This window comes from uncultured Microbacterium sp. (genome assembly GCF_963528945.1).
GTDB lineage: Bacteria > Actinomycetota > Actinomycetes > Actinomycetales > Microbacteriaceae > Microbacterium.
On record NZ_CAURWX010000001.1, the window covers coordinates 945167 to 969424 of the forward strand.

25 protein-coding genes and 2 tRNA genes are annotated in these 24258 nt (G+C 70.2%); 17 read left to right on the top strand and 10 right to left on the bottom strand.

The window, feature by feature from the left end:
* Nucleotides 1-15 precede the first annotated feature (15 nt).
* Nucleotides 16-90: transfer RNA gene (locus tag RWS82_RS04405), tRNA-Arg, on the top strand.
* 38 nt (nucleotides 91-128) lie between these two features.
* Here the strand turns inward: RWS82_RS04405 and RWS82_RS04410 are convergent.
* Nucleotides 129-407, bottom strand: a complete 279-nt coding sequence (locus RWS82_RS04410; RefSeq protein ID WP_314647301.1) for a hypothetical protein — start codon at nucleotides 405-407, stop codon at nucleotides 129-131.
* Nucleotides 408-603: 196 nt separating this feature from the next.
* Here RWS82_RS04410 and RWS82_RS04415 point away from each other — a divergent pair, with 196 nt between their 5' ends.
* The 4 genes from RWS82_RS04415 (at nucleotide 604) to RWS82_RS04430 (ending at nucleotide 3946) form a co-directional block, all read left to right on the top strand.
* A complete protein-coding gene (locus RWS82_RS04415; protein WP_314647303.1) occupies nucleotides 604-1146 on the top strand; it encodes a single-stranded DNA-binding protein in 543 nt (180 codons plus the stop codon).
* Between the two features lie 67 nt (nucleotides 1147-1213).
* The gene (locus RWS82_RS04420) at nucleotides 1214-1705 is read left to right on the top strand and encodes a DUF6993 domain-containing protein (RefSeq protein ID WP_314647304.1); all 492 of its coding nucleotides are present in this window, start codon (nucleotides 1214-1216) and stop codon (nucleotides 1703-1705) included.
* Nucleotides 1706-1767: 62 nt separating this feature from the next.
* Nucleotides 1768-3447 carry an energy-dependent translational throttle protein EttA gene (ettA, locus tag RWS82_RS04425; RefSeq protein ID WP_314647305.1) on the top strand — a complete coding sequence of 560 codons (1680 nt, stop codon included), beginning with the start codon at nucleotides 1768-1770 and terminating at the stop codon, nucleotides 3445-3447.
* A 4-nt stretch (nucleotides 3448-3451) separates the two neighbouring features.
* Nucleotides 3452-3946 carry a thioesterase family protein gene (locus RWS82_RS04430; protein ID WP_314647306.1) on the top strand — a complete coding sequence of 165 codons (495 nt, stop codon included), beginning with the start codon at nucleotides 3452-3454 and terminating at the stop codon, nucleotides 3944-3946.
* 53 nt (nucleotides 3947-3999) lie between these two features.
* Here RWS82_RS04430 and RWS82_RS04435 read toward each other — a convergent pair whose 3' ends face one another.
* A complete protein-coding gene (locus RWS82_RS04435) occupies nucleotides 4000-4887 on the bottom strand; it encodes an acyl-CoA thioesterase II (RefSeq protein ID WP_314647307.1) in 888 nt (295 codons plus the stop codon).
* 51 nt (nucleotides 4888-4938) lie between these two features.
* Between RWS82_RS04435 and RWS82_RS04440 the strand changes: the two genes are divergently transcribed.
* Nucleotides 4939-5607: a hypothetical protein gene (locus RWS82_RS04440; protein ID WP_314647309.1), complete on the top strand. Its 669-nt coding sequence runs from the start codon at nucleotides 4939-4941 to the stop codon at nucleotides 5605-5607.
* 61 nt (nucleotides 5608-5668) lie between these two features.
* Here the strand turns inward: RWS82_RS04440 and RWS82_RS04445 are convergent, their stop codons facing one another.
* From RWS82_RS04445 to pepN, 4 genes are all read right to left on the bottom strand, one after another.
* A complete protein-coding gene (locus RWS82_RS04445) occupies nucleotides 5669-7327 on the bottom strand; it encodes an FAD-binding dehydrogenase (RefSeq protein WP_314647310.1) in 1659 nt (552 codons plus the stop codon).
* Nucleotides 7324-7773: a globin gene (locus RWS82_RS04450; RefSeq protein ID WP_314647311.1), complete on the bottom strand. Its 450-nt coding sequence runs from the start codon at nucleotides 7771-7773 to the stop codon at nucleotides 7324-7326. Before RWS82_RS04450 ends, RWS82_RS04445 begins: the two co-directional genes overlap by 4 nt.
* Nucleotides 7770-8846 carry a mechanosensitive ion channel domain-containing protein gene (locus tag RWS82_RS04455; protein WP_314647312.1) on the bottom strand — a complete coding sequence of 359 codons (1077 nt, stop codon included), beginning with the start codon at nucleotides 8844-8846 and terminating at the stop codon, nucleotides 7770-7772. The genes RWS82_RS04450 and RWS82_RS04455 overlap by 4 nt, the downstream gene beginning before the upstream one ends.
* A 104-nt stretch (nucleotides 8847-8950) precedes the next feature.
* On the bottom strand, nucleotides 8951-11503 hold the full coding sequence (gene pepN / locus RWS82_RS04460; protein ID WP_314647313.1) for an aminopeptidase N: 2553 nt from the start codon (nucleotides 11501-11503) through the stop codon (nucleotides 8951-8953).
* Between the two features lie 125 nt (nucleotides 11504-11628).
* Between pepN and RWS82_RS04465 the strand changes: the two genes are divergently transcribed.
* Genes RWS82_RS04465 through RWS82_RS04485 form a run of 5 tightly spaced genes read left to right on the top strand, consistent with a single transcriptional unit; the run spans nucleotide 11629 to nucleotide 16520 of the window.
* Nucleotides 11629-12813 (top strand): ferrochelatase, encoded by a 1185-nt coding sequence (locus RWS82_RS04465; RefSeq protein WP_314647314.1) that lies wholly within the window; start codon nucleotides 11629-11631, stop codon nucleotides 12811-12813.
* A 48-nt stretch (nucleotides 12814-12861) separates the two neighbouring features.
* The gene (locus RWS82_RS04470; RefSeq protein WP_314647316.1) at nucleotides 12862-13347 is read left to right on the top strand and encodes a ribose-5-phosphate isomerase; all 486 of its coding nucleotides are present in this window, start codon (nucleotides 12862-12864) and stop codon (nucleotides 13345-13347) included.
* Nucleotide 13348: 1 nt separating this feature from the next.
* On the top strand, nucleotides 13349-14347 hold the full coding sequence (locus RWS82_RS04475; RefSeq protein WP_314647318.1) for a DNA-formamidopyrimidine glycosylase family protein: 999 nt from the start codon (nucleotides 13349-13351) through the stop codon (nucleotides 14345-14347).
* A 38-nt stretch (nucleotides 14348-14385) separates the two neighbouring features.
* Entirely contained in the window at nucleotides 14386-15027 is a 642-nt protein-coding gene (locus tag RWS82_RS04480; protein ID WP_314647320.1) for an FMN-binding negative transcriptional regulator, read from the top strand.
* Between the two features lie 23 nt (nucleotides 15028-15050).
* Nucleotides 15051-16520 carry an amidohydrolase family protein gene (locus tag RWS82_RS04485; protein ID WP_314648186.1) on the top strand — a complete coding sequence of 490 codons (1470 nt, stop codon included), beginning with the start codon at nucleotides 15051-15053 and terminating at the stop codon, nucleotides 16518-16520.
* A 61-nt stretch (nucleotides 16521-16581) separates the two neighbouring features.
* Here RWS82_RS04485 and RWS82_RS04490 read toward each other — a convergent pair whose 3' ends face one another.
* Nucleotides 16582-17067, bottom strand: coding sequence for a DNA starvation/stationary phase protection protein (locus tag RWS82_RS04490; RefSeq protein WP_314647321.1), 486 nt, complete (start codon nucleotides 17065-17067; stop codon nucleotides 16582-16584).
* Between the two features lie 141 nt (nucleotides 17068-17208).
* Here RWS82_RS04490 and RWS82_RS04495 point away from each other — a divergent pair, with 141 nt between their 5' ends.
* The 5 genes from RWS82_RS04495 to RWS82_RS04515 all read left to right on the top strand — a co-directional run bounded on the left by RWS82_RS04495 (nucleotide 17209) and on the right by RWS82_RS04515 (nucleotide 20873).
* Nucleotides 17209-17745 (top strand): gamma carbonic anhydrase family protein, encoded by a 537-nt coding sequence (locus RWS82_RS04495; RefSeq protein ID WP_314647323.1) that lies wholly within the window; start codon nucleotides 17209-17211, stop codon nucleotides 17743-17745.
* Between the two features lie 29 nt (nucleotides 17746-17774).
* Nucleotides 17775-17848: transfer RNA gene (locus RWS82_RS04500), tRNA-Ile, on the top strand.
* 61 nt (nucleotides 17849-17909) lie between these two features.
* On the top strand, nucleotides 17910-18761 hold the full coding sequence (locus tag RWS82_RS04505; RefSeq protein WP_314647325.1) for a transposase: 852 nt from the start codon (nucleotides 17910-17912) through the stop codon (nucleotides 18759-18761).
* A gap of 161 nt (nucleotides 18762-18922) precedes the next feature.
* The gene (locus RWS82_RS04510) at nucleotides 18923-20059 is read left to right on the top strand and encodes a hypothetical protein (protein WP_314647327.1); all 1137 of its coding nucleotides are present in this window, start codon (nucleotides 18923-18925) and stop codon (nucleotides 20057-20059) included.
* A 4-nt stretch (nucleotides 20060-20063) separates the two neighbouring features.
* Nucleotides 20064-20873, top strand: coding sequence for a L,D-transpeptidase (locus tag RWS82_RS04515; RefSeq protein ID WP_314647328.1), 810 nt, complete (start codon nucleotides 20064-20066; stop codon nucleotides 20871-20873).
* A 54-nt stretch (nucleotides 20874-20927) separates the two neighbouring features.
* Here RWS82_RS04515 and RWS82_RS04520 read toward each other — a convergent pair whose 3' ends face one another.
* Both RWS82_RS04520 and RWS82_RS04525 read right to left on the bottom strand, forming a co-directional pair.
* The gene (locus RWS82_RS04520) at nucleotides 20928-21254 is read right to left on the bottom strand and encodes a hypothetical protein (protein ID WP_314647330.1); all 327 of its coding nucleotides are present in this window, start codon (nucleotides 21252-21254) and stop codon (nucleotides 20928-20930) included.
* 138 nt (nucleotides 21255-21392) lie between these two features.
* Nucleotides 21393-22319 carry a helix-turn-helix transcriptional regulator gene (locus tag RWS82_RS04525; protein WP_314647331.1) on the bottom strand — a complete coding sequence of 309 codons (927 nt, stop codon included), beginning with the start codon at nucleotides 22317-22319 and terminating at the stop codon, nucleotides 21393-21395.
* Nucleotides 22320-22484: 165 nt separating this feature from the next.
* On the opposite strand from RWS82_RS04525, the gene RWS82_RS04530 reads away from it, so the two are divergent.
* On the top strand, nucleotides 22485-23507 hold the full coding sequence (locus RWS82_RS04530; RefSeq protein WP_314647332.1) for a YihY/virulence factor BrkB family protein: 1023 nt from the start codon (nucleotides 22485-22487) through the stop codon (nucleotides 23505-23507).
* A 9-nt stretch (nucleotides 23508-23516) separates the two neighbouring features.
* On the opposite strand, the gene RWS82_RS04535 is transcribed toward RWS82_RS04530, so the two are convergent.
* Entirely contained in the window at nucleotides 23517-24224 is a 708-nt protein-coding gene (locus RWS82_RS04535) for an exonuclease domain-containing protein (RefSeq protein WP_314647335.1), read from the bottom strand.
* Nucleotides 24225-24258: the final 34 nt, after the last annotated feature.

Sequence of the window (24258 nt, forward strand, 5' to 3'; positions counted from 1 at the left end):
CGGTAGACCTCATACGCCTCCGTAGCTCAGCGGAAGAGCAGCGGCCTTCTAATCCGCCGGTCGCAGGTTCGAATCCTGCCGGGGGCACCAGAATCAGCACCACCGAACAGTCGGACGGCGGCGGCCCCTCAGGAGTAGCGCAGCGCCGAGACGGCGTCGTCGGCGCGCCAGAACTCGCCGATCAGTCGGAAGGCCCCGGTCGAGAGTTGCAGGCGCTCGGCACGGTACCGGAGGCCCATCGGGTCGGTCGCCGTGCGGAGATGTCCGAGTACCTTGCCGGAGGCGTTCTCCTGCACGCGCCAGAGCTGGTCGGCGGCGCGGACGAGGTGCTCTCGCGTTGATGCGATCGGGGGCGTGGCCCAGGGGGACGGGGTGATGGCGGCGGTGGGCGTGGCGGTGGTGTTCATCGGTTCTCCTCTCACGACGACCGTACGAGGGGCCACCGACATTCGCGGCGGATCGGCGGACCACCCTTCCTCCACCGTGACCGGGCATTCTTCGTGCTCCACGGATGCTGTGCGGTGCGGGTTGGCCCCCGCGTGGAGAGGGCGATGCTGGAGCCATCCGAGCGCAGATGGACTCGGCATCCCGAGGGGAACCAACATGAGCGATACCGTGACGATCATCGGCAAGGTGGCCACCGACCCGGTGCTGGCGCAGACGGGCGGGGGAGTGCCCGTCACGAACTTCCGGCTGGCGAGCACGCACCGCCGGTACGATCAGGCCACCCGATCATGGGTCGATGCGGGTACGAACTGGTATTCCGTCGCCGCCTACCGTCAGCTCGGCGAGCACGCCAAGGCTTCGCTGCGTACGGGCGACAGCGTGATCGTCACGGGGCGGTTGCGCATCCGGACGTGGGAGAGCAACGGCAAGCAGGGGACGAGCGTCGACATCGATGCGGAGGCGGTCGGCCACGACCTGCGATGGGGCACAACGGCGTACCTGCGGAGCAGCCGGGCGGGATCATCCGATCCGACCCGCACGAACGAGGACCGCGAGCCGACGGCTGGAGCGACCTCGAGCATCGACGCCGATCTTGCGCCGCAGACGGTGGCTGACCCGCAGCCGGGGGTCGACGACCTCGACACGCGATGGGCCGAGGTCGACGGCGAACCGCCGATGATCTCTGCGGCGATCGGCTGATCCGCGCGTCGGGCCGGGGTCGCCGCGCGCTATCGGGGCGCGTCCCGGACGTGCGTAGACTCGGGGCGTGCTTCGACGATCGCCGACCGCAGCCCCGCGCATGGGCGCGGCATTGGCAGCCTCCGCCCTCGCTCTCGTGCTGCTCGTCGGGTGCACGCCCGAGCCGACGGAGACGGCGACCCCGAGCCCCGAGCCGACGGCCTCGACCGAGCCCGCGGCCCCGCTGCAGCTGCAGCCCGACGCATCGGCGACCGACAACCTCGCTTTCTTCACGCAGACGGCTCAGGCGGTCTGGGATTCGGAGCAGCGTGACGAGGGACGCGCCTACATCGATGCCCTGGTGGGCGTCGGCTTCGATCGCGGCGCGATGCAGGTCACGCCCGACCTGACGACCGTCGGCAACCCGGCCGAGAGCATCCAGTTCTCGGTGCGGTGGGGCGAGGCGGAGTGCCTCGTCGGTCAGGTGGGGCCGTCGACCGGCCAGCTCGTGACCAAGGTGCTGCCGCAGCTCGCCGAGGGGCGCTGCCTGATCGGAGCGACCCGTCCGATCGACTGGTGACCCCTCGGTAGCCGGTAGGCTGGGGTGTCGATCTTCGACGCCGACAGAAGGAGTGTTCCCCGGTGGCTGAGTACATCTACTCGATGGTCCGCGCACGCAAGGCGGTGGGCGAGAAGCTCATCCTCGACGACGTGACGATGGCCTTCCTCCCGGGCGCGAAGATCGGCATGGTCGGTCCGAACGGCGCCGGAAAGTCGACGATCCTCAAGATCATGGCGGGACTCGACACCCCCTCGAACGGTGAGGCCAAGCTCTCTCCCGGATTCAGCGTCGGCATCCTCATGCAGGAGCCCGAGCTCGACGAGTCCAAGACGGTGCTCGAGAACATCCAGGACGGCATCGCCATCAAGGCCAAGGTCGACCGTTTCAACGAGATCTCCGCGCTGATGGCCGACCCCGACGCCGACTTCGACTCGCTGCTCGCCGAGATGGGAACGCTGCAGGAGGAGATCGACGCGGCCGACGGGTGGGACCTTGACTCCCAGCTCGAACAGGCCATGGACGCGCTCCGCACGCCTCCGGCCGACGCCGCGATCGCACCCCTCTCGGGTGGAGAGAAGCGCCGCGTGGCGCTCGCGAAGCTGCTGCTGCAGAAGCCCGATCTGCTGCTCCTCGACGAGCCCACCAACCACCTCGACGCCGAGAGTGTGCTCTGGCTCGAGCAGCACCTGCAGGCGTACAAGGGTGCGGTCATCGCCATCACCCACGACCGGTACTTCCTCGACCACGTCGCCGAGTGGATCGCCGAGGTCGACCGCGGCCGCCTGATCGGCTACGAGGGCAACTACTCCACGTACCTCGAGAAGAAGGCCGAGCGCCTCGACATCCAGGGCAAGAAGGACGCGAAGCTCGCGAAGCGCCTGAAGGACGAGCTCGAGTGGGTGCGATCGAGCGCCAAGGGCCGCCAGACGAAGTCGAAGGCACGACTGGCCCGCTACGAGGAGATGGCGGCCGAGGCGGAGCGCACCCGGAAGCTCGACTTCGAGGAGATCCAGATCCCCGCGGGTCCGCGACTCGGAAGCATCGTCATCGACGCGAAGAACCTGAAGAAGGGCTTCGACGGCCGCTCGCTCATCGACGGGCTGAGCTTCAACCTGCCGCCGAACGGCATCGTCGGCGTCATCGGACCCAACGGTGTGGGAAAGACCACGCTGTTCAAGACCATCGTGGGCCTCGAGCCGCTCGACGGCGGCGACCTCAAAGTCGGCGAGACCGTCAAGATCAGCTACGTCGACCAGTCCCGCTCGAACATCGACCCCGACAAGACGCTGTGGGAGGTCGTGTCCGACGGCCTCGACTTCATCACGGTCGGCAAGACCGAGATTCCGTCGCGTGCCTACGTGTCGAAGTTCGGCTTCAAGGGTCCGGACCAGCAGAAGAAGGCCGGCGTCCTCTCCGGTGGTGAGCGCAACCGTCTGAACCTCGCGCTGACGCTCAAGGAGGGCGGTAACCTGCTGCTCCTCGACGAGCCCACCAACGACCTCGACGTCGAGACCCTCAGCTCGCTCGAGAACGCGCTGCTCGAGTTCCCCGGCTGCGCGGTGGTCATCACCCACGACCGGTGGTTCCTCGACCGCATCGCCACGCACATCCTCGCCTACGAGGGCACGGACGCGAAGCCCGACCAGTGGTACTGGTTCGAGGGCAACTTCGAGGCGTACGAGCAGAACAAGATCGAGCGCCTCGGTCCCGACGCCGCCAAGCCCCACCGCTCGACGCACCGCAAGCTCACCCGCGACTGACGCCGTGTCCGACGAGAGCACGGTGAGCGGGCGGCGCCTGCACATCCCGATCCAGCTGCGGTGGGGCGACCTCGACGCGTACAACCACGTCAACAACACCTCGATGCTCAAGCTGCTCGAGGAGGCGCGCGTGCGCGCGTTCTGGCGGCCCGGTCCGGGGGAGGAGGCGCCGGATACAGCCGTGCTCGACTCGGGTATCGATGAGGGTGCGCTCACCCTCATCGCTCGCCAGGAGATCGAGTATCTTGCGCCCGTTCCCTACCAGCGGCGACCGCTCGAGGTGCAGATGTGGTTCGGCAAGCTCGGGGGATCGAGCGTCGAGGTCTGCTACGAGGTGCACAACGACCCCGCAGCCACGACGCGGGTCGTCTACGCACGATCGACGGCGGTGATCGTGCTCGTCGATGCGAGGACGGGCCGGCCGATGCGCCTCACCGCCGAGATGCGCGAGGCGTGGGAACCGCTGCTCGGGCCGTCGATCGTCTACGCGCATCGCTGATCCGCGTCGGCGACGCCGCCGCGAGCGGTTCACCGAGCGGCGCGTGCTGGCCGTCAGTCCGCTGCGGGCACGCGGAGCATGATCTCCTGCGCGACGTTCGCGACGAGTTCGCCCTCGCGCGTGTAGATGCGGCCGGTCGCCAGACCGCGGCCGCCCCGCGCATTCGGTGACTCCTGCACGTAGAGCAGCCATTCATCCACGCGCGCCGGACGGTGCCACCACATCGCGTGGTCCAGGCTGGCCACCTTGAGACCCGGCAGCGCCCAGAACAGCCCGTGCGCCCGCAGGATCGATTCCTGGATGGTCATGTCGCTGAGGTACGCGAGCGCGGCACGGTGCAGGCGCGGGTCGTCCGGCAGGGGCGCGCGCATACGCATCCAGACCCCCTGGCGCGGGGCGCGTGCAGAATCCCCGGGAAGGTAGAGCGGCCCCTCGACGTGCCGCACATCGGCCGCCCGATCGCTGAGCATCCGCATCGTCCCGCCCGGGAGGCCCTGCACCGCGTCCTCATCCGGGGCGATCGATTCCGGCTCGGGGATGCCGGCCGGCAGCTCCACCGCATGCTCCACACCGTGGTCCTCGTCCTGCGCGGAGGCGATCATCGAGAAGATCGGAACGCCGTTCTGATACGCCTGCGACCGACGTGTGGAGAACGAACGGCCGTCGTGGATGCGGTCGACGGCGATCGTCAGACCGTGGTCGGCGTCGCCCGGCCGCAGGAAGTAACCGTGCATGGAGTGCACCGGTCGGTTCTCAGGAAGCGTGCGCTCGGCGGCGATGAGGCTCTGAGCGAGCACCTGACCGCCGTAGATGCGCCCGGTCGGCATGGGGTGGGACGAACCCGTGAAGATGTCCTCGGTCGTGCGCGCCCTCGTCGAGTCGAGATCGAGGACCTCCAACAGCTGCTCGACGGTGCGGACGGCGTGGTTCTCGGTGCTCATCTCTCCCTCTCGCTGACCGCCGCAGACGGCCCTGTCGGTAGTCTAGAACCCGTGCCCCACGACCTCCTGCTGACCGATCCGGAGACCGCGAAAGACGTCCTCACCTTCGTCGGGCGGGCGCGACGGGTGAGCGACGAGGGGGTGCGACTGCAGGCCGATCGAGGCGTCCTCGCGCTGACGACCGCGGCGCTTGCTCCGCACGGCCTGTTCGACCAGACGCCCACGGTGCTGGCTATGCGTATCGTGCGCGCCGATCCCGAGCTGGCATGCGACCTCGTGGTCGACGCTCTCGAGGCGACCACAGATCCCCGGGCGCTTCGTCTGCCGGAGACCGCGCTCTCTCCGGCGTGGGCCGGTGTCGCACCGCCGCGCGGAGGTTGGGAGCCCGTCGGGTCGCTCCCCGCATCGTCGATCGCCCAGCGGGCGCAGTGGGGGATCTCCGCGGTCGCGCGCGGCGCCGCACCCGGCTCGGGCGAGGAAGCGGTGCGGGCCCTTCGGGCGGCGATCTGGGGCGAGGCCGACGAGGAACTGGCCGGCCTCCCGCGGGGAGTCGCGTTCGCGGCTGACGCGCTCGGGTTCATCTCGGGGGAGGAGCAGGTGCCCCTGACGCGCTCGGGCCGCTGGACGCGCCTCGCATTCCGTCGCGGGCACGTGCTCGCGCGCGGCCCGGTCGCCTCCGGGCTCACCGCCGTTCGTGGCACCGGCGCCGGGTCGCTCTGACCAGGCACCGGCGCCGGGTCGCTCTGACCGTTCCCCTACGGCCTCGCGGGTGATCCGCGTCTCAACGTGCGGCGGCGCGTCCGGCCTGCCGTCCGGAGTAGAGACAGCCGCCGAGGAACGTGCCCTCCAGAGCGCGGTAGCCGTGCACGCCACCCCCGCCGAAACCGCTGGCCTCGCCGGCCGCGAACAGCCCGGGGACGGGTGCCCCGTTGGCATCGAGCGCCCGTCCGTCGAGGTCGGTCTGGATGCCGCCGAGTGACTTCCGGGTGAGCACGTGCAGCTGCACGGCCACCAACGGTCCGGCGGCCGGGTCCTGAAGACGGTGTGGCGCCGCGGTGCGGATGAGACGATCGCCGCGATACCCCCGCATCGAGCGGAGCATCCCGATCTGCGCGTCTTTCGTGAAGTCGTTCTCGATCTCCCGGTCGCGCGCCACGACCTCCCGACGCACGCGCTCGATGTCGAGCAGCTCCCCGCCCGGATGCCGTTTCATCTGGTCGAGCAGGGTGTCGAGGTCGTTCTCGACGAGGAAGTCGGCCCCCTCGTCGAGGAATGACTGAACGGGTCCCGTCGGCCCTTTGGCGAGACGCGAGGCCAACAGGAGACGCACGTCCTTGCCGGTCAGATCCGGGTTCTGCTCGCTGCCCGAGAGGGCGAACTCCTTCTCGATGATCCGACGCGACGTCACGAACCAGGAATGGTCGTGGCCCGTGCGACGGAGGTGCTCGAGCGTGCCGAGCGTGTCGAAACCGGGGAACAGCGGGACGGGCAATCGCTCGCCGGTGGCGTCGAACCAGAGCGACGAGGGCCCAGGGAGAATGCGGATGCCGTGGGACGGCCAGACCGGATCCCAATTGCGGAGGCCCTCGACGTAATGCCACATGCGGTCGCCGTTGACCAGGCGTGCACCGGCCGCGGCGGTGATCGGCATCATCGAGCCGTCGACGTACGCGGGGACTCCGCTGAGCATGTGCGACGGGGGAGCGCCGAGGCGGTCGGGCCACGCGGCGCGCACGAGGTCGTGATTGCCGCCGATACCGCCCGAGGCGACGATGACCGCCGAGGCGCGCACATCGAAGTCGCCGACGACGTCGCGAGACGAGGCCACACCGCGTTCCTCGCCCGTCGAGGCGAGGATGTCGCCGCGTGCGCCGGAGACCACCCCATCGGTCGTCGCGAGCTCACGCACGCGGTGGCGCGGCAGCACCGTGAGCCTCCCCTCGCGCTCGGCCTGCTCGATCCGGGCGGCGAAGGGGGCGACAATGCCCGGACCGGTGCCCCAGGTGATGTGGAATCGGGGGACGGAGTTCCCCGGCCCCGTCGCGCCGTACCCGCCGCGTTCGGCCCAGCCGACCACCGGGAAGAACCGCACGCCGCGTTCGCGGAGCCACGCCCGCTTCTCGCCGGCCGCGAACTGCAGGTACCCCTCGGCCCACCGACGCGCCCACGCGTCTTCCGGGCGGTCGAAACCGGCCGTGCCGAGCCAGTCCTGCGTCGCGAGGTCCAGGGAATCGCGGATGCCCATGCGTCGCTGCTCGGGGGAGTCGACGAGGAAGAGGCCCCCGAACGACCACCACGCCTGCCCGCCCAGGTTGGTGCGCGGCTCCTGGTCGAGCACGATCACCCGGCGCCCGGCATCCACCGCCTCGGCGGCCGCCACGAGGCCGGCCAGCCCCCAGCCGATGACGAGGACGTCTGCGGACAGGGGCGAGTGCGTCATGGGGTCTCCGTCGAATCCTGACGAGTGCGGGTCTCGAGCGTCGGCCGTCCGTCGGCGCGTGCACCGATGCCGGACGGCTCGAACGTGTTCACCATGGCATAGGCGGCGCGTTCCAGGTAGTCCCAGAGCGTGGATTCGTGCAGCGGCGACAACTGCGCCTCGTCGACCGCGGTCCGCATGCAGCGAAGCCACCGATCCCGTGCATCGGGGTCGACGTGGAACGGCATGTGCCGCATGCGCAGACGCGGATGCCCACGCGTCTCGCCGTAGGTCGTCGGGCCACCCCAGTACTGCTCGAGGAAGAGCAGAAGCCGCTCCTCGGCCGGTCCGAGGTTCTCTTCGGGGTACATCGGCTTCAACACGGGATCGAGGGCCACCTCGCGGTAGAACACCGAGACGATCCGCGCGAACGTCTCCCTGCCACCCACCTCGTCGTAGAAGGTCATGCGGTCGGGCTCCCTTCACCCGGAGTGGGCTTCTTCTTGCGCCAGATGCCACGCTCCGGTGCGGGCGGCACCCCGGTGACGGCGTTCGGGCGCGTGCGGGGAGGGTTGGCGCCGCGCACCCGGCGCGCCCCGTCGAGGCCCACCGGCACGACGGCCTGCATGCGGGGGATCGCGATCTCCTTCTCGGAGAGGGCGGTGCGCAGTCGCGTGCGCAGCTCCTGCGCCACGTCGTCCTTCGCGTTCGCGCGGGTCTTGATCACCAGCCGTACGACGAGCGCGTCGCCGTCGATCGATTCGAGACCCCACAGCTCCGGCTTCTCGATGATGCGCGTGCGCCACTTCGGGTCTTTCGCGAGACCCTGGGCCGTCTCGAGCATGACGTGCTCCACGACCTCGAGGTCGGAGTCCGTCGGAACGCCGGTGTCGATGATCGCGCGGGCCCAGCCCTGCGACATGTTTCCGATGCGGGTGACCTCGCCGTTGCGCACGTACCAGAGGGTGCCGTTGACGTCGCGCACCTGCGTGATGCGCACGCTCACGTACTCGACGACGCCGGTCGCGAGACCGAGGTCGACGACGTCGCCGATACCGATCTGGTCTTCGGCGACGAGGAAGATGCCGTTCAGCACGTCCTTCACGATGTTCTGCGCCCCGAAACCGAGACCCGCGCCCACGGCGGCGGTCAGCAGCGTCAACGAGCCGAGCAGGGCGTTGTCGATCGCGTTGACCACGAGCACCAGGGCGATGATCACCAGCATCACGTTGACGATGTTCTGCAGGATGGTGCCGAGTGTGCGGGTGCGCTGCACGAGCCGCATATCGGCGAGCGGCGACCGCTCGAGCGCCTGCGTGTCGTCGACGGATGCCTTGTTCTTCGCGGTGTCGACGATCCGTGCGACGACTCGGCGGATGACGACGCGCAGCACCAGAGCGATGAGCACGCACGCGGCGATGATGATCGCGATCACCAGCGCCTTGCCGCCGACGATCTGCAGCACATCGAGGAAGCCGCTCCACAGGGTGGGGACGTCGGTCTCGGCGGGGGGTGGGGTCGGATTCTCGATCGGGGTCATCGCAGCCGATTCTACCGAGCGGCGCTCGGCGCCCGCTGGGTGCGCGAAGGGCCCGGGAGCGCGTCCGGATGGACGGCTGCCGGGCCCTTCGGCGGTGGTGACGGTCAGTCGTCGGCGTCGCGCGACTGCGCGGCGAGCGCGCGCTCGACATCGGCGAGGTTCTCGAGCACCAGTCGACGCAGCGCCGGCGCCGCCTCCTGGTTCTCGGCCAGCCAGGCACGGGTCGCGTCGCGGAGCGCGACGTCGGCCAGAGCCGTCGGGAACAGCCCCGTTACCAGGTACTGCGCGATCTGGTAGGTGCGCGACTCCCAGATCGGGAGCAGCATGTCGAAGTACGCCGGCACGAACTCCCGCAGCGCGTCGACGCCCGCAGGATGCACGAAGCCGAGCGCCGCCGAGCGGACGATCGTGTTCGGGGCGTCGTCGCGCTCGATGAGCGAGGCCCACGCCGCCTTCTTCGATGCGACGTCCGGCAGCGCGGCGCGTGCCTGCGCGGCGAACTCGCCGCCCTTCGCCGTGTTGTCGGCCGCGAGGGCGGCGTCGATGGCGGCGGCGTCGGTCGCCCCGATCGTCGCGAGACCCACCAGCAGCTGCCAGTTCAGGTCGGCGTCGATCTCGAGACCGGGCAGGGTCTCCTCACCCGAACGCAGCCGGCCGATGATGCCGGCGTGCTCCGGCGTCACCAGCGAGTTCGCGAAGGCGGTCACGAACTGCAGCTGGCTGTCGCTGCCGGACTCGGCCGACTCGGCGAGCGCCCACAGGCCGTCGGCGACCTTGAGGCGAGCCGCGTTGCGCTCGGCCGGCGCGACGTAGAGGTTCACGGCGGTGCGCAGCTGTGCGAGCGTCGTGCGCACGGTGGTCGACTCGGTCTCGCGGCCGATGTTCCCGAGCACGAGGTCGATGTAGTCGGAGGCGGCGGTCTCGGCGTCACGCGTCTGGTCCCAGGCGGCGCCCCAGACGAGCGAGCGCGCGAGCGGGTCGTGGATGTCGGCGAGGTGCGCGATGGCCGTCGCGAGCGACCGCTCGTCGAGGCGGATCTTCGCGTAGGCGAGGTCGTTGTCGTTCAGCAGCACCAGGTCGGGCTGGCGGCGTCCCTGCAGCTCCGGGACCTCGGTGCGGTCGCCGTCGACATCGACCTCGACGTAGTGGGTGCGCGTGAGGGCGCCGTCGACCAGGTCGTAGAAACCGATGCCGAGGCGGTGGGGACGGATGGTCGGATAGTCGGCCGGCGCGGTCTGCGTCACGGCGAAGCGCGAGATGACTCCGGATCCGTCTTCGGCGATGACCGGTTCGAGGGTGTTGACGCCGGCGGTCTCGAGCCACTTGCGCGACCACTCGCCGAGGTCGCGACCACTGGTCGCCTCGAGTTCGGTGAGCAGGTCGCTCAGCTCGGTGTTGCCCCACGCGTGCTTCTGGAAGTACTGCGAGACGCCCCCGAAGAAGGCCTCGATGCCCACCCACGCGGCGAGCTGCTTGAGCACCGAACCGCCCTTGGCGTAGGTGATGCCGTCGAAGTTCACCTGCACGTCTTCGAGATCATTGATCTCGGCGACGATCGGGTGGGTCGAGGGAAGCTGGTCCTGTCGGTACGCCCAGGTCTTCTCCATGGCGTTGAACGTCGTCCACGCCTCGGTCCACTCGGTGGCCTCGGCGGTGGCGATGGTCGACGCCCACTCGGCGAACGATTCGTTCAACCAGAGGTCGTTCCACCACTTCATGGTGACCAGGTCGCCGAACCACATGTGCGCGAGCTCGTGCAGGATCGTGACGACGCGGCGCTCCTTCACCGCATCCGTCACCTTGCTGCGGAAGACGTACGTCTCGGTGAAGGTGACGGCGCCGGCGTTCTCCATCGCACCCGCGTTGAACTCGGGCACGAAGAGCTGGTCGTACTTGGCGAACGGGTAGGGGACGCCGAACTTCTGTTCGAAGTAGGCGAAACCCTCCCGCGTCTTGTCGAAGATGTAGTCGGCGTCGAGGTGCTGCCAGAGGCTCTTGCGGCCGTACACGCCCAGAGGGATGACCCGGCCGGATGCGCTGGTCAGCTCGCTGAAGGTCGACTCGTACGGGCCGGCGACGAGCGCCGTGATGTACGACGAGATGCGCGGCGTCGGCTCGAAGCCCCAGGTCGCGGTCGCGCCGTCGTCGTGGACGATCGGCTCGGGGGTGGGGGAGTTCGAGACGACCTTCCACGATGCGGGGGCCGTGACGGTGAACTGGAACGTCGCCTTGAGGTCGGGCTGCTCGAACACGGCGAACACCCGGCGCGAGTCCGGCACCTCGAACTGCGAGTAGAGGTAGACCTCGCCGTCGACCGGGTCGACGAAGCGGTGCAGGCCCTCGCCCGTGTTGGTGTAGAGGCAGTCGGCGTCGACGACGAGCACGTTCTCGGCCTGCAGGCCCGTCAGAGCGATGCGCGAGTCGGCGAAGACCTCGCTCGGGTCGAGCTGCTCGCCGTTGAGCGAGATCTCGCGCACGTCGCGGGCGATGAGGTCGATGAAGGTGAAGCTCTCAGGCGTCGCGGTGAAGCGCACCACGCTGCGGGAACCGAAGACCTCGGCGCCCTTCGTCAGGTCGAGCGCCACTTCGTAGGACTCGGTGCCGATGACGTCGCGTCGCTCCTGCGCTTCGATACGGGTGAGATTCTCTCCAGGCACGGTGTGTAACTCCCAGGGGTGAGGGGCGTCGCCGGGGGAATGGCGCAGATGGCGCCGGCGGCAACCCTGACAGCCTACGCCAGCGCGCGACCCGAGGAGGTCCCGGAGGATGAAAGGATGGAGGGGTGAGCACGATCGAACCCGTCATCGTCCCGTTCGCCTCCGCCGCTGCCGCGGAGGGCCCCGCCTACGTCAGCACGCCCACGGCGTACGACGGCATCCTCCTCGCCGGCTTCGGCGGGCCAGAAGGCCAGGAGGACGTCATCCCGTTCCTGCGGAACGTCACCCGCGGCCGGGGGATCCCCGACGAGCGGCTCGAGGAGGTGGCGCACCACTACCGTCACTTCGGCGGCGTCAGCCCCATCAACGGGCAGAACCGCGCGCTCAAGGCGGCGCTCGAGTCGGAGCTCGCCGCGCGCGGCATCGACCTGCCGGTGTACTGGGGCAACCGCAACTGGACGCCCTACCTCGACGATGCCGTGCAGGAGGCCGCGGATGCCGGGGACACGACGCTGCTCGCCTTCGCCACCAGCGCCTACAGCTCGTTCTCGAGCTGCCGTCAGTACCGCGAGGACTTCGCCCGCGTGCTCACCGACACCGGGCTCGGCGACCGGGTCACCATCGACAAGATCCGTCCGTTCTACGACCACCCCGGCTTCGTCGAGGCGTTCGAACGCGGTGTTCGTGAGGCGATCGAGGGCTTTCTGACGCAGGGCGTCGACGCCACCGACATCCAGATCCTCTTCTCCACCCACAGCATCCCGACCGCGGACGCGCAGCGCTCGGGCGCTCGCGACATCGACTGGGGCGACGGCGGCGCCTATGCCGCTCAGCACGAGGCCGTCGCGGCGTGGGTGATGGACCGGGTGCTGCAGGTGCTGCCCACTGCGGCGGGCGTCTCGTGGGAGCTCGTCTACCAGTCGCGGTCCGGCCCGCCGTCGCAGCCGTGGCTCGAGCCGGACGTGTGCGATGTCATCGGCGAGTTGCCCGAGCGTGGACGCCGCGCTGTCGCCGTGGTGCCCCTCGGCTTCATGAGCGACCACATGGAGGTGCTCTGGGACCTCGACACCGAGGCGAAGGAGGCCGCCGAGGAGGCGGGCCTGCTGTTCGTGCGCACCCCGACGCCGGGCGTCTCGCCCACGTTCGTCGCGGGCATCGTCGACCTCATCCAGGAACGGCTCGAGGGGCGTCCGCGCGACCAGCGCCAGCACCTCACCGAGCTGCCCGGCGGTTTCGACGTCTGCCGCCCGGGCTGCTGCGAGAACATCCGCGCCGGCTTCAAGCCGGCGGCCTCCGGCATCGCCCCCTGACCCGCGGCTCACGAGGACCCGTTCCGCTCTCTCCCTAGGATGGTTCGCATGCGCATCCACATCGCCACCGACCACGCCGGTCTGGACTTCTCGACGCGTCTGCAGGAGCATCTGCGCTCCGCCGGACACGAGGTCGTCGACCATGGCCCGATCGAGTACGACGCGCTCGACGACTACCCGGCGTTCTGCATCCGTGCGGCGCAGGCCGTCGTGGCCGACCAGGCTGCGGGCGTCGAGGCGGCGGGCATCGTCTTCGGAGGGTCGGGCAACGGCGAGCAGATCGCCGCGAACAAGGTCGAGGGGGCTCGTGCCGCCCTGGTGTGGAACCTGTCGACGGCCGAACTCGCTCGCGAGCACAACGACGCCAACGTCATCTCGATCGGGGCTCGTCAGCACGAGTACGACGAGGTGACCGCCTTCATCGACCGGTTCCTCGGCACCCCGTTCTCGAACGAGGAGCGCCACGTACGGCGGATCGCGCAGATCGCCGATTTCGAGCGCGACGGCTCGCTGCTCCCGGACCCCCGGGCCTGAGATGCCCGAGGGTCATTCCGTCCACCGCATCGCCCGTCAGTTCGAGCGCAACTTCGTCGGCAAGACGCTGCAGGCATCCAGCCCCCAGGGGCGGTTCGCCGAGGGAGCAGCGGTGCTCGACGGTCGTGCAGCCGTGAGCGTGCAGGCGGTCGGCAAGCAGATGTTCCTCGAGACGGAGGGCGCGATCTGGTTGCGTGTGCATCTCGGCCTGTACGGCGCGTGGGACTTCGCCGGTGAGATCCTCGTCGACCCGACCATCGCGTCGGCGAACGGCCGGATGGGTCAGACGAACCAGCGCGGCACGACACTCGACGAGCCGATCCTCGACGACGCGGGCGAGAACTCGCTCGCCTCGATCGGGGCACCGCGTCGCACCCGCGTGCATGTGCGGATGTCGGAGCAGACCAAGGGGCTCGACGAAGCACTGGAGGAGTGGCCGCCGCCGGTGGTGGGCCAGGTGCGGCTGCGACTGATGACCGACATCACGGCCGCCGACCTGCGCGGGCCGACGGCGTGCGTGCTCCAGACGCCCGAGGAGATGCTCGCGACGGTGGCGAAGCTCGGGCCCGATCCTCTCGTCGGCGATCCGGTCGAGAACGAGGAGCGCTTCGTGCGCGCCGTGCGGAAGAAGTCCACGCCGATCGCGCTGCTGCTGATGGACCAGTCGGTGGTGAGCGGCATCGGCAACGTCTATCGCGCCGAGATGCTGTACCGCCAGAGGCTGAACCCGCATACGCCGGGGCGCGACGTGCCGGAGGATGTGGTGCGGGCGCTCTGGCACGATTGGGTGCGCCTGCTCGCGATCGGCGTCGAGACCGGTCAGATGATGACCATGGACGACCTGTCTGCCGAGCAGTACCGGGCCGCGATGGCCAGTCGGGACGACCGGCACTGGGTGTACCACCGTGCGGGCCTGCCCTGCCGCGTCTGCGGCACCGAGATCGCGCTCGAGGAGATCGGCGCGCGCAAGCTCTACTGGTGCCCGCGCTGCCAGGCGTGATGAAAGGCTCGCGGCCGGCCCGGCCGTAGGCTGAGGGGATGCGCCAGAACCCCAGTTTCACGTTGGCCGACGAGGCCGAGATCCGTCGAGTGATCGACGCGAATCCGTGGGCGACGATCGTCAGCAGCACGGACGACGGACCGGTGGCGTCGCACTATGTGGTGCTGCTCGACGACGACCAGGACGGACTCACCGTCGTCGGGCACGTCGGCCGCCCCGACGACATGCTCCATGGGCTCGGCGACCGCGAGCTGCTCGTGATCTTCCAGGGTCCGCATGGGTACGTCTCGCCGGGGTGGTACGGCGACGTCCCCGCCGTACCGACCTGGAACTACACGGCCGTGCACCTGTCGGGCGTCCCCGAGATCCTGACCGCGGAGGAGAATCTCGCGGTCCTCGACCGCCTCGTCGACCGCTTCGAGGGAGCGCTGCCTCATCCGCGCCGCATGTGGGAGCGTCCGAACGATCCGGCGTTCATCGAGCGGCTCGCCGCCGGGACGGTCGGATTCCGTCTGACGCCCACGCGTGTCGTAGCCAAGCGCAAGCTGAGCCAGAACAAGCCGGCAGAGACGGTCGTCGATGTCATCGCCGAACTCCGCGCAGACGGCCCGTACGCCAACGCCGCGCTCGCAGACGAGATGCAGCGGGCGCAGGCGGCTCGTGAGGCGGCCACGGCGTGATCGACCGAGGGACCCCGATCACGATGATCCGCGCGGCGCGGATCGCCGGGCCGGGGCGGGAGTACCTGGTCGACGACGAGCCGGTCGACATCCACCTCGCCGACGGCCGCATCGTCGACATCGCCCCGACGGGGGCGCTCCGCGCGGTGGGCGCCGTCTGGGACGCCGACGGCAGCTGGGTGATTCCGGGCCTCTGGGACAACCACGTGCACGCCGTGCAGTGGGCGCTGGCGGCGGAGCGCGTCGCGCTCGGCGACGCCGTGTCGGCGCAGGATGCGGCGTCGCGCATGGCGGCCGTCACTCCGCTTCCCGACGGCCGGCGGGTCGGAGCGGGGTACCGCGACGCCCTCTGGTCGGATGCCCCTACGCTCGCCGCGCTCGACGCGACGACGGGCACGACGCCCACGTACCTGATCAACGCCGATGTGCACAGCGTCTGGCTGAACTCCGCCGCGCTGGCACGCGAGGGCTACCGTGGCGACGACGGCGTGCTCCGGGAGGAGGACGCGTTCGAGATCTCGCGCCGGCTGAACGCGGTGGACCCGGTGCACGGCGATCGTGCGGTGATCGCGGCGGGAGAGCGTGCCGCGGAACGCGGCGTGACCGGACTGGTCGACTTCGACATGGCATGGAACGCGGATGCCTGGCCTCGACGTGTCGCCGCCGGATTCGCGTCGCACCGCGTCGAGTTCGCCGTGTACCCGTTCGATCTCGGGCGGGCGATCAACGCGGGGCTGCGCACCGGTGACCTCAGAGAATCGCGGGAGACGCCGGAGGCCGCCCGCGGGCTGATCCGGGTCGGCCCGCTCAAGGTCATCAGCGACGGCTCTCTCGGTACGCGCACGGCGGCGTGCAGCCACGCCTATCCCGACGACCCCGACAACTTCGGCGTGCTGACCGTGCCGACCGACGCGTTGATCGCACTCCTCACCCGCGCTGCGGGCGCCGGCCTCGATGCCGCCGTGCACGCCATCGGCGACCGCGCGGCGACCTCGGCACTCGACGCCTTCGGTGTCTCGGGCGCAGCGGGCACCATCGAGCACGCGCAACTGCTGCGTCATACCGACCTCGCGCGCTTCGCCCGGCTGGGGATCGTGGCGAGCGTGCAGCCGCAGCACGCTCTCGATGACCGGGATCTCGCCGCCCGCCTCTGGGCCCCGCAGGATGGTCTGGGCTATCCGCTGGCGTCGTTGCGCGGTGCGGGCATCGAGGTGCGGTTCGGGTCGGATGCCCCGGTCGCGCCGCTCGACCCCTGGCAGGCGATGGCCGCTGCGGTGACCCGCACCGACGACGACCGTGCGCCGTGGCATCCGGAGGAGCGATTCACGATCGATCAGGCGTTGCGCGCCAGCACGCGGAGTGAGGTGCGCCCCGGCGAGGTCGCCGATCTCGTCGTGTGCGGGCGTGACCCGCGGGGAGCGGACGGGGATGAACTGCGGCGGATGCCTGTCGAGGCCACGATCCTGGCCGGACGGGTCACGCACCTCGCCTGAGAAGAGGACGACGAAGAAGGGCCCCGGGTATCCCCGGGGCCCTTCTTCACATCTGCTGCGCTCAGGCGGCGATGTGGGACACGAGGAACCAGCGGTCCTTCTCGAGTCCGCGCATGATCTCGATCGCGACGTCCTGGCTGGTGAGGTCGACCTCGTCGAGGCCGTCGATGGCCGCCTTCGTGTCGGCGAGGATCGCGTCGATGTCGGCGATCACGGCGCGCACCAGCTCGTCGGACTGCGTGAAGCCCGCGGGGACGTCGGTGCTTCCCGCCTTGGCGGCCACCGCGGCGACGCGGGCGTCGATCGGGAGGCCCAGGGCGACGATGCGCTCTGCGGCGGTGTCGGCGAAGTCGCCCGCGTGCTCGACGATGGTGTCGAGGAGCTCGTGGACACCGACGAAGTTGGCGCCGCGCACGTGCCAGTGCGCCTGCTTGCCGTTGATCGTGAGGGCCTGCAGCCCGAGGACCACGGGCGAGAGGAACTGCGCGGCCGCGGCGGCCACGGTCGGGTCGCTGGCGGTGGTGGTGATGTTCTGAACCTTGCTCATCTTCTGCTCCTCCGAGGTGCTCGTGCGTACCTGTCAGAGACAACGCTACTCAGCCCGGAACATTCCGCAAGCAAGCTGAGGCAACGCTTACCGTCCGCGTTCTGCCGCGGGATTCCGCGGATCTGAGGGTAGTCTCACCTTATGAGCATCGCTGCCGGAGCATCCGTCCTCGCCCTCCCGGACCGGACCCCGCGCATCGACGCGAGCGCGTTCATCGCCGACGGCGCTCGCATCGTCGGCGGCGTGACGATCGAGGCGGGTGCGAGCGTCTGGTACAACGCCGTTCTGCGCGCGGATTCGGCGCCGATCGTCGTCGGAGCGCAGAGCAACGTGCAGGACAACGTATCGGTGCACGTCGACGACTCTCATTCCGCCCTGATCGGGCGACGGGTCTCGATCGGCCACAACGCGGTGGTGCACGGATGCACGATCGGGGACGGTTCGCTGATCGGAATGGGCGCCGTCATCCTGAGCGGTGCCGTGATCGGCGAGGGGTGCCTGATCGCCGGCGGAGCCGTGGTGCTGGGAGGCTCGGACATCCCGTCGGGTTCGCTGGTGGCAGGCGTGCCGGCGAAGGTACGCCGACCGCTCACCGATGAGGAACGCGAGGGTCTGATCGCCAATGCGGAGATCTATCTGCGGCATCAGCGCACGCACGCCGATGCGACCCCGGTGTGATCGGCGGCACCGCTAGGCTGGGGACACACGGGGCGGTGGCCAAGCTGGTCAAGGCAGCGGGCTCATAACCCGACGATCGTGGGTTCAAGTCCCACCCGCCCTACTCATCGCACACCTCCGGCGTGGGGCTGACGTGGCGCCCGCCAGCGGGATAGCGTTCGATGGTGACCGTCGAGCAGGACCTGGCCGCCGCTGCGCGGGAGCTCTACGCCCAACCGCTCCGCGACTTCGTGGGAGCGCGGGATGCGCGAGCGCGTGCGGCGAGTGACCGTTCGCTGGCTGCGGCGATCCGCGCGCTACGCAAGCCGTCGATCGCCGCGCACGTGGTGAACGTCTTCGCACAGGAGCGCAGCGCGGCGTTGGCGGAGGCCCTCGAACTGGCGGAGGAACTGCGCGAGGCGCAGGCCGAGTTGGATGCCGCCGCCCTCGCGGGCCTGGGACGACAGCGGCGCACCGTGACACGTCGTCTCGCCGAGCAGGCGGCGGAACTGGCGCGGGAGCGCGGCGAGAAGGTGACCGCCGGCACGCTGGGCGCGGTGCAGCAGACCATCAGTGCGGCATTCTTCGACGCGCAGGCAGCGCGCGCGGTGGCATCGGGCCGGCTGGTGCGCGAACTGGAGCCCGCAACCGGGCTCGGCATCGACCTCGACGACGCAGTGGGTGGGGGAACGGTCGACGACGAGGAGCCGCCTCCCGCTCCGGTCGACGAGCTCGCGCGCCGCCGGAAGCGCCGAGAGGTGGAACGACGGGCGCAGGACGCGGAGCATGCGCGAACAGCGGCGCAGCGCGAGCGGCGCCAGGCGGAGGCGGCCGCGGAAGATGCGCGGCGCCGGGTCGACGAATGCGCGAAGGACGTTGCCGAGGCGGAGCGCCGGCTCGCGCACGCCCGGCAGGAACTCGTGCGCGCCGAGCGCGCCGCCGAGCAGGAACAGGCGAGGGTCGCGCGGGCGGAGGAGCACGCCGCGGAGGCGGAGGATGCCTGGGAGAAGGCGACGTCTGCTCTGGACGGCGAGTGACGCGAACCTCCCGCCGGGGCGCGAGCAGGTGGTCCATGCGGACGAATCGAGTCTGATATCGGTATATTCCGGTGGCGCCCGGCTGATCCCGTCCCCTAGATTGAGATCGCTGCGGATCCGCAGACGCCGCCCGAACGGCGCCCCCACCCTCAAGGAATCTCGTGACTCGTACGCGCCTCGCCGCGGCCGCGCTCAGCGCTGCCGTCGTCGGCCTCACCCTCTCGCTCGCTCCGGCCGTCTCCATGGCCGCCCCCGACACCGGCGTACGCCCTGCCACAGCGACCGTTCAGTGGGCAGACTCCGAAGCGGACTTCGCCGCTGTCGAGCAGACCGACGGCCAAGGCATCCTGGTGCCCCAGGGCTGGTCCTGGGCGGCCTTCGGCGCCGCCGAGGGCACCACGCTCGAAGACGTGGTCGATTTCAGCGCCGAGGGTGTCGCGAACAACGGCACGAGCCCGCAGGTCGTGCTGCTGCACGGGCTCGACGAGTCCATCGCGCCCGCCACCCTCCCGGCGCTGGTCGACGACGCGGCTGTGGAGATCGGCGTGGGTACGGCCTTCGGCCTCCTGATCGCACCGGTGGATGACCCCGCCCGCGAGACGGCGCCGGTGGTTGCCATCGGTGGCGTGAACGGCTCGGCCACGGTGTGGGCGGGCCCGGAGAACGAGCCGGTCGATACGGCCACGTTGGTGCAGGAGATGACGAGCCGCGGCTACATCGTCATCGGTTACCTCCTCGTCCTCGGCGATCGTCCGTTCCCCGCCGAGCCCACCGAGCCCGAGGTGCCCGTGGACCCGCAGGACCCGCCGGTGCTGCTCCTCTCGGAGCTCGCCGAGGTGTCGGCTCTCGCCGACGAGGCTCCGTCCGCCGCCGTTGCAGCCGCTGCGGCCCCCGTCGAGGGCGCCGCGAGCGTGCGGTTCGCGGACCTGACCACGTACTTCACGCCCCAGCCCTCCGCGGTTCTGACGCTGGCCACCACGTCGGTGACGACTGCTCAGGCCACCTCGGTGGGTCTTCCGTTCTCGGCGAGCGGCTTCGCTCCCGGCGAGACCGTGACCGTCGGACTGAGCGCCGGCCAGTCCGGCAACGAGGTTCCGGACGTCAGCTTCGTGGCCGACGCCGCAGGAGCGGTCTCCGGAACGGTCGTGCTCCCCGCTGACCTCGCCACGGTCGGTTCGTTCTCGCTGGTCCTGATCGGATCGTCGTCCGGCCAGGCGGCTCTCGCGGCGTTCGAGATCATCTCCGGTGCGGCCCCGGTTGCGGTGCCCGTGCCGGCGCCGGCGACCTTCGCCGGTTGAGGTCGTGCCGGGCCTCCCCACGGATCGGCGGCGATCGACCGTCCTGATCGTCGTCGCCGTGGCGGTCTGCGCCCTCATCGCGGCGGCGCTGCTCCTGCTTCGCCCCGCAGAGACCCCCGACGCGGGTGAGCCGGTCGCGACCGCGACCGGCTCACCCACTCCCGCCGACGACACGGCGGAGACCCCGGCTCCGGCGACTGAAGCCCCGGCCGAGGTCTTCGCCCCCGCGGAATCGACGGTCGCCGCAGTGATCGGCGACACCGTCACCGTCAGCGAACGTCCGGGTGGAGCGGCGACGCAGACCCTGACCAACCCGCAGCCGTCGGGCGCGCCCCTCGTGTTCCGCGTCGAGGAGGTCGAGGGGGAATGGCTGCGCGTGCTGCTCACGCAACGGCCCAACGGCAGCACGGGCTGGATCCCCGCCGCAGCCGTGCGCCTCTCGACCACGCCCTACGCTCTGGTCGTCACGACGAGCACGAACACGCTCGACCTGTACGAGGGCGGGGTGAAGACGCAGAGCTTCCCGGTGGCCACGGGCACCGGTGGGACCCCGACGCCGACGGGACGCTTCGCCTTGACCGAGCTGCTCGCGCCGACCAACAGCGGCTACGGTCCCTTCGCCTACGGTGTGAGCGCGTTCTCCGAGGCGCTCACCTCGTTCGGAGGAGGGCCCGGCCAGATCGGCCTGCACGGCACCGATGACGAGGGCAGTATCGGATCGGACGCCTCCCACGGGTGCATCCGCATGCGCAACGACGACATCGTCGAGCTCGCGGGCATCCTGCCGCTGGGTACGCCGATCCAGGTGCGCTGAGACCCGCGGAGGCGGGTGCGTCGACGTCGGGCCGCGGTCATCGCAGCCCGTGCGTCACTCGCTGATCGCGCTCTCGGGCAGGGCGAGGTTCTCGTCGACGAGGGTGATGCCCCCGCTCGAGTTCGCGGAGTGCGCCAGACTCTCGATCCACTCGCGGCTCAGCTGCGGCGTCTCCGGCGACGCGAAGACGAATCGCAGGGGGATCGACGGATGCAGCCAGATGGTCGAGCGCCCGGTCGGCTCCCCGTCGGGGTGCCGCCACGACAGCGTGAAGCTCTCGTTGCGCCGCAGCTTGGTGGCGATGACGATCTTGAGATGCGCGAGTGCGCGGTCCTCGATCTGGATCGGTTCCGCGTTATCGCCGTAGAAGAGACTGCCCACACTCGGACTCTATTCGGGGAATGGGGAAGCGCCCGACCGACACTCTCGACGCGCCGCTCAGGCGAACAGTGCGTGCGCCCGGTGTCATCGAAACGAGCGGTGTCGTCGAAACGCGCACTGTCATCGGAACGCGCGGTGTCATCGCATCGACCGGTTGGCCGTGGCCGACGGGTTGACGCCGTACTCCGCGCGATAGGCCGCGGCGAAGCGCGAGGGGTGGCTGAATCCCCAGCGACGTGCGATCGCGGCCACGGAGGAGCCGTCGCTCCGTCGCAGGTCGCGGTGCGCGCCGGCGAGGCGCGCCCGGCGGAGGTGCTCGGCCGGAGTGGAGTCGAGCGCGCGGCGGAACGCGTACTGGAGGCCACGAGTGGAGATGTAGGCCGCCGCCGCCACGTCGTCGACCGTGATCGGTCGATGGGCGTTCTCGTCGATGAAGGCCAGCGCTCGGCGCACCGACGACGGTGCCGCACCGCGCTGCGTCGGGCGCGACAGGGAGTCTTCGATCGTCGACGGGAAGACGGCGAGCGTCACCGCGAGCGCGTGCCTCTCGAGCTCGGCGACGAGCACCTCTTCATCGTCGGCATCGAGCAGGCTCGCCTCGAGGTAGCGGAACGTGTTCTCCCAGCGCCGCGCGGCGGCGGGGGAGTGCGGGGACAGGCCGTTCGCGCGCAGGGTCAGACGGTCGTCGCCGGTGATCTGTCGGACGCGCGCCTGCGCCGCCGCGCGGTCGATCACGAACGCGCGCACCTCGGCCTGCTCGCGCCACCGGGCCTGCACGCGTGCGCCGTCGGTCAGCCAGGGCTGCGAGGGGTCGAGCGGTTCGCGCCCGCTGCCGAGTTCGACATCGGCGGAGTCGACGCGGCACACCAGCAGCTGATTGTCGGGCTGCGCGATCGACTGCACTTCCGCCGCGAGCGTGTAGCGCACCAGGGTGACGCTGCCGGCGTCGGCCGACGACCACTCGAAGCGGAAGCGCTTCGGGTCGACGCGCTGAAGCGACGCGGAAGGCACGAACTGCTTCCAGGTCTCTTCGACGCGCTCGACGTCGTGTGATGTGAACTGCACGGTTTTCTCCCGAATCCGACGGGTCCGGATACCGTCGCTTCAGGGATCGTACCCGACGGTGCCGACAGTCGGACCGAATCGGTTCGATGGCGCGTTCGCTAGCCGGGAGCCGCGCGCGCCGTCAAGGGTCTGGGTGCCGCGCGCGGCGTCCGCGACACTGGAAGAATGCCCGACACCGACGACTCCGACGGCGCCCGGCCGAACCGCCGCCACGTCGGACCGACCGACCTCGATGCGCGCTCATGGCGCTTCGTCGCGCGCAGCACGATGCGCAAGTTCGCCGACGACGGCGCCGGTGACATCGCGGCCGCGCTCACCTTCCATGCGGTCCTCGCGCTGATCCCCTCGATGCTGGTCGCGGTGTCGATCATCGCGTTGCTGGGGCGGGAGTCGACGCCCGTGTCGTTCGTGCTGGAGGTGGTGCGCGCCGTTGCGCCGGAGGACGCGGCCGAGCGGCTCGGCGAGATCGTCGACGACCTCACGGAGTCGGCCATCGGCGGGCTTCCGCTGCTCCTCGGTCTCGGGCTGACCGTCTGGGCCATCGCGCGGTACATCGCGGTGCTCGGGCGCGGCATGAATCGCGCCTACGAGGTGGAGGAGGGCCGGGCGCCGTGGAGCATCAAGATCGCCCAGTTGCTCGCTGCAGTGGTGGTCATCGTCGCGACGGCGGCGGCCATCCTCGTCCTCGCGGCGAGCGGGTCGGTGGCGAAGGCTGCCGGTGAAGTGCTCGGGCTGGGCGAGACGGGGGTCGTCATCTGGCGCATCCTGCGTTGGCCCGTTCTTCTCGCGATCGTGATCGCCACCATCGCGTTCCTCTACGACAGAGCGCCCAATGTGCGGCATCCGCGATTCCGGTGGCTGAGTTGGGGAGCCACCCTGACCGTCGTCGTGCTGGTCGTGGCATCCGCGCTGTACGGGCTCTACGCGACGACCATCGTCGACTACGAGCGGGTCTACGGCATCTTCGCCGGTGTGATCATCTCGCTGCTGTGGCTGTGGATCGCCAACCTGGCGCTCGTCCTCGGCGTCGAGTTCGACGCGGCTCTCGAACGCGCTCGCGAGTTGCGTGCAGGCCTGCCCGCCGACAAGAGTCCGCGTCTGCCGCCCCGTGATCGCTCGCGCATCGCGCGCAAGCAGGCGCGACGCACCGCCGAGATCATCGAGGCCCGGCGGCTGCGCGGTCGCTGACCGCTCGGCTCAGTCGCGCACCGGCCAGGTGCCGTCGAGCACCTCGTGCGCGTCGATTCGTCCGATGCGCACGAAGTACGCGGTCAGACTCTCGGCCTGCGATCGCGCCCAACCGATCTGGTGCGTGTGCAACTCGTGGACCTCCGTTGGCAGCGCGAAGCGTCGGGCGAGCGCCTGGGCCACGCGCCCGGCGGCGATCGCGTCAGCCGCCGCTTCGTGCGCCTCGTCGAGAGCCACGGCGTAGTGCGCGGCCACGACCGCGAGCGTGCGTTTGCCCGGCCGGTAACGATCGAGGTGCCGGTCGATGACGAACGGGTCGATGATCGGAGCCGGAGAGGCCAGAGGATCGAGCCCGTGCCGACGCGCCTCGTGGGCGAGCAGCGAGAAGTCGTAGGCGGCGTTGTACGCCACGATCGGCACGCCCTGCGCGAGGAGCGATCCGAGCGCGCCGAGCACCTGGGACACCACCTCCCGAGCCGGGCGGCCTTCTGCACGGGCGCGCGCAGTGGTGATTCCGTGCACCGCCGTCGCGCCGGCTGGAATGTCCATGCCGGGGTCGGCCAGCCACGACCGCGCGACGAGCTGGCGCCCCGTGGCGTCCAGAACGCCGACGTGCGCGGTGACGATGCGATCCGTGCCGACGTCGACCCCGGTCGTCTCGAGATCGAAGACTCCGACGCGATGCGTCCAGGGTGGGAGCGGGCGATCGGACGACATGCCGTCACGATACGTTCGGCCGCCGACATCCCGG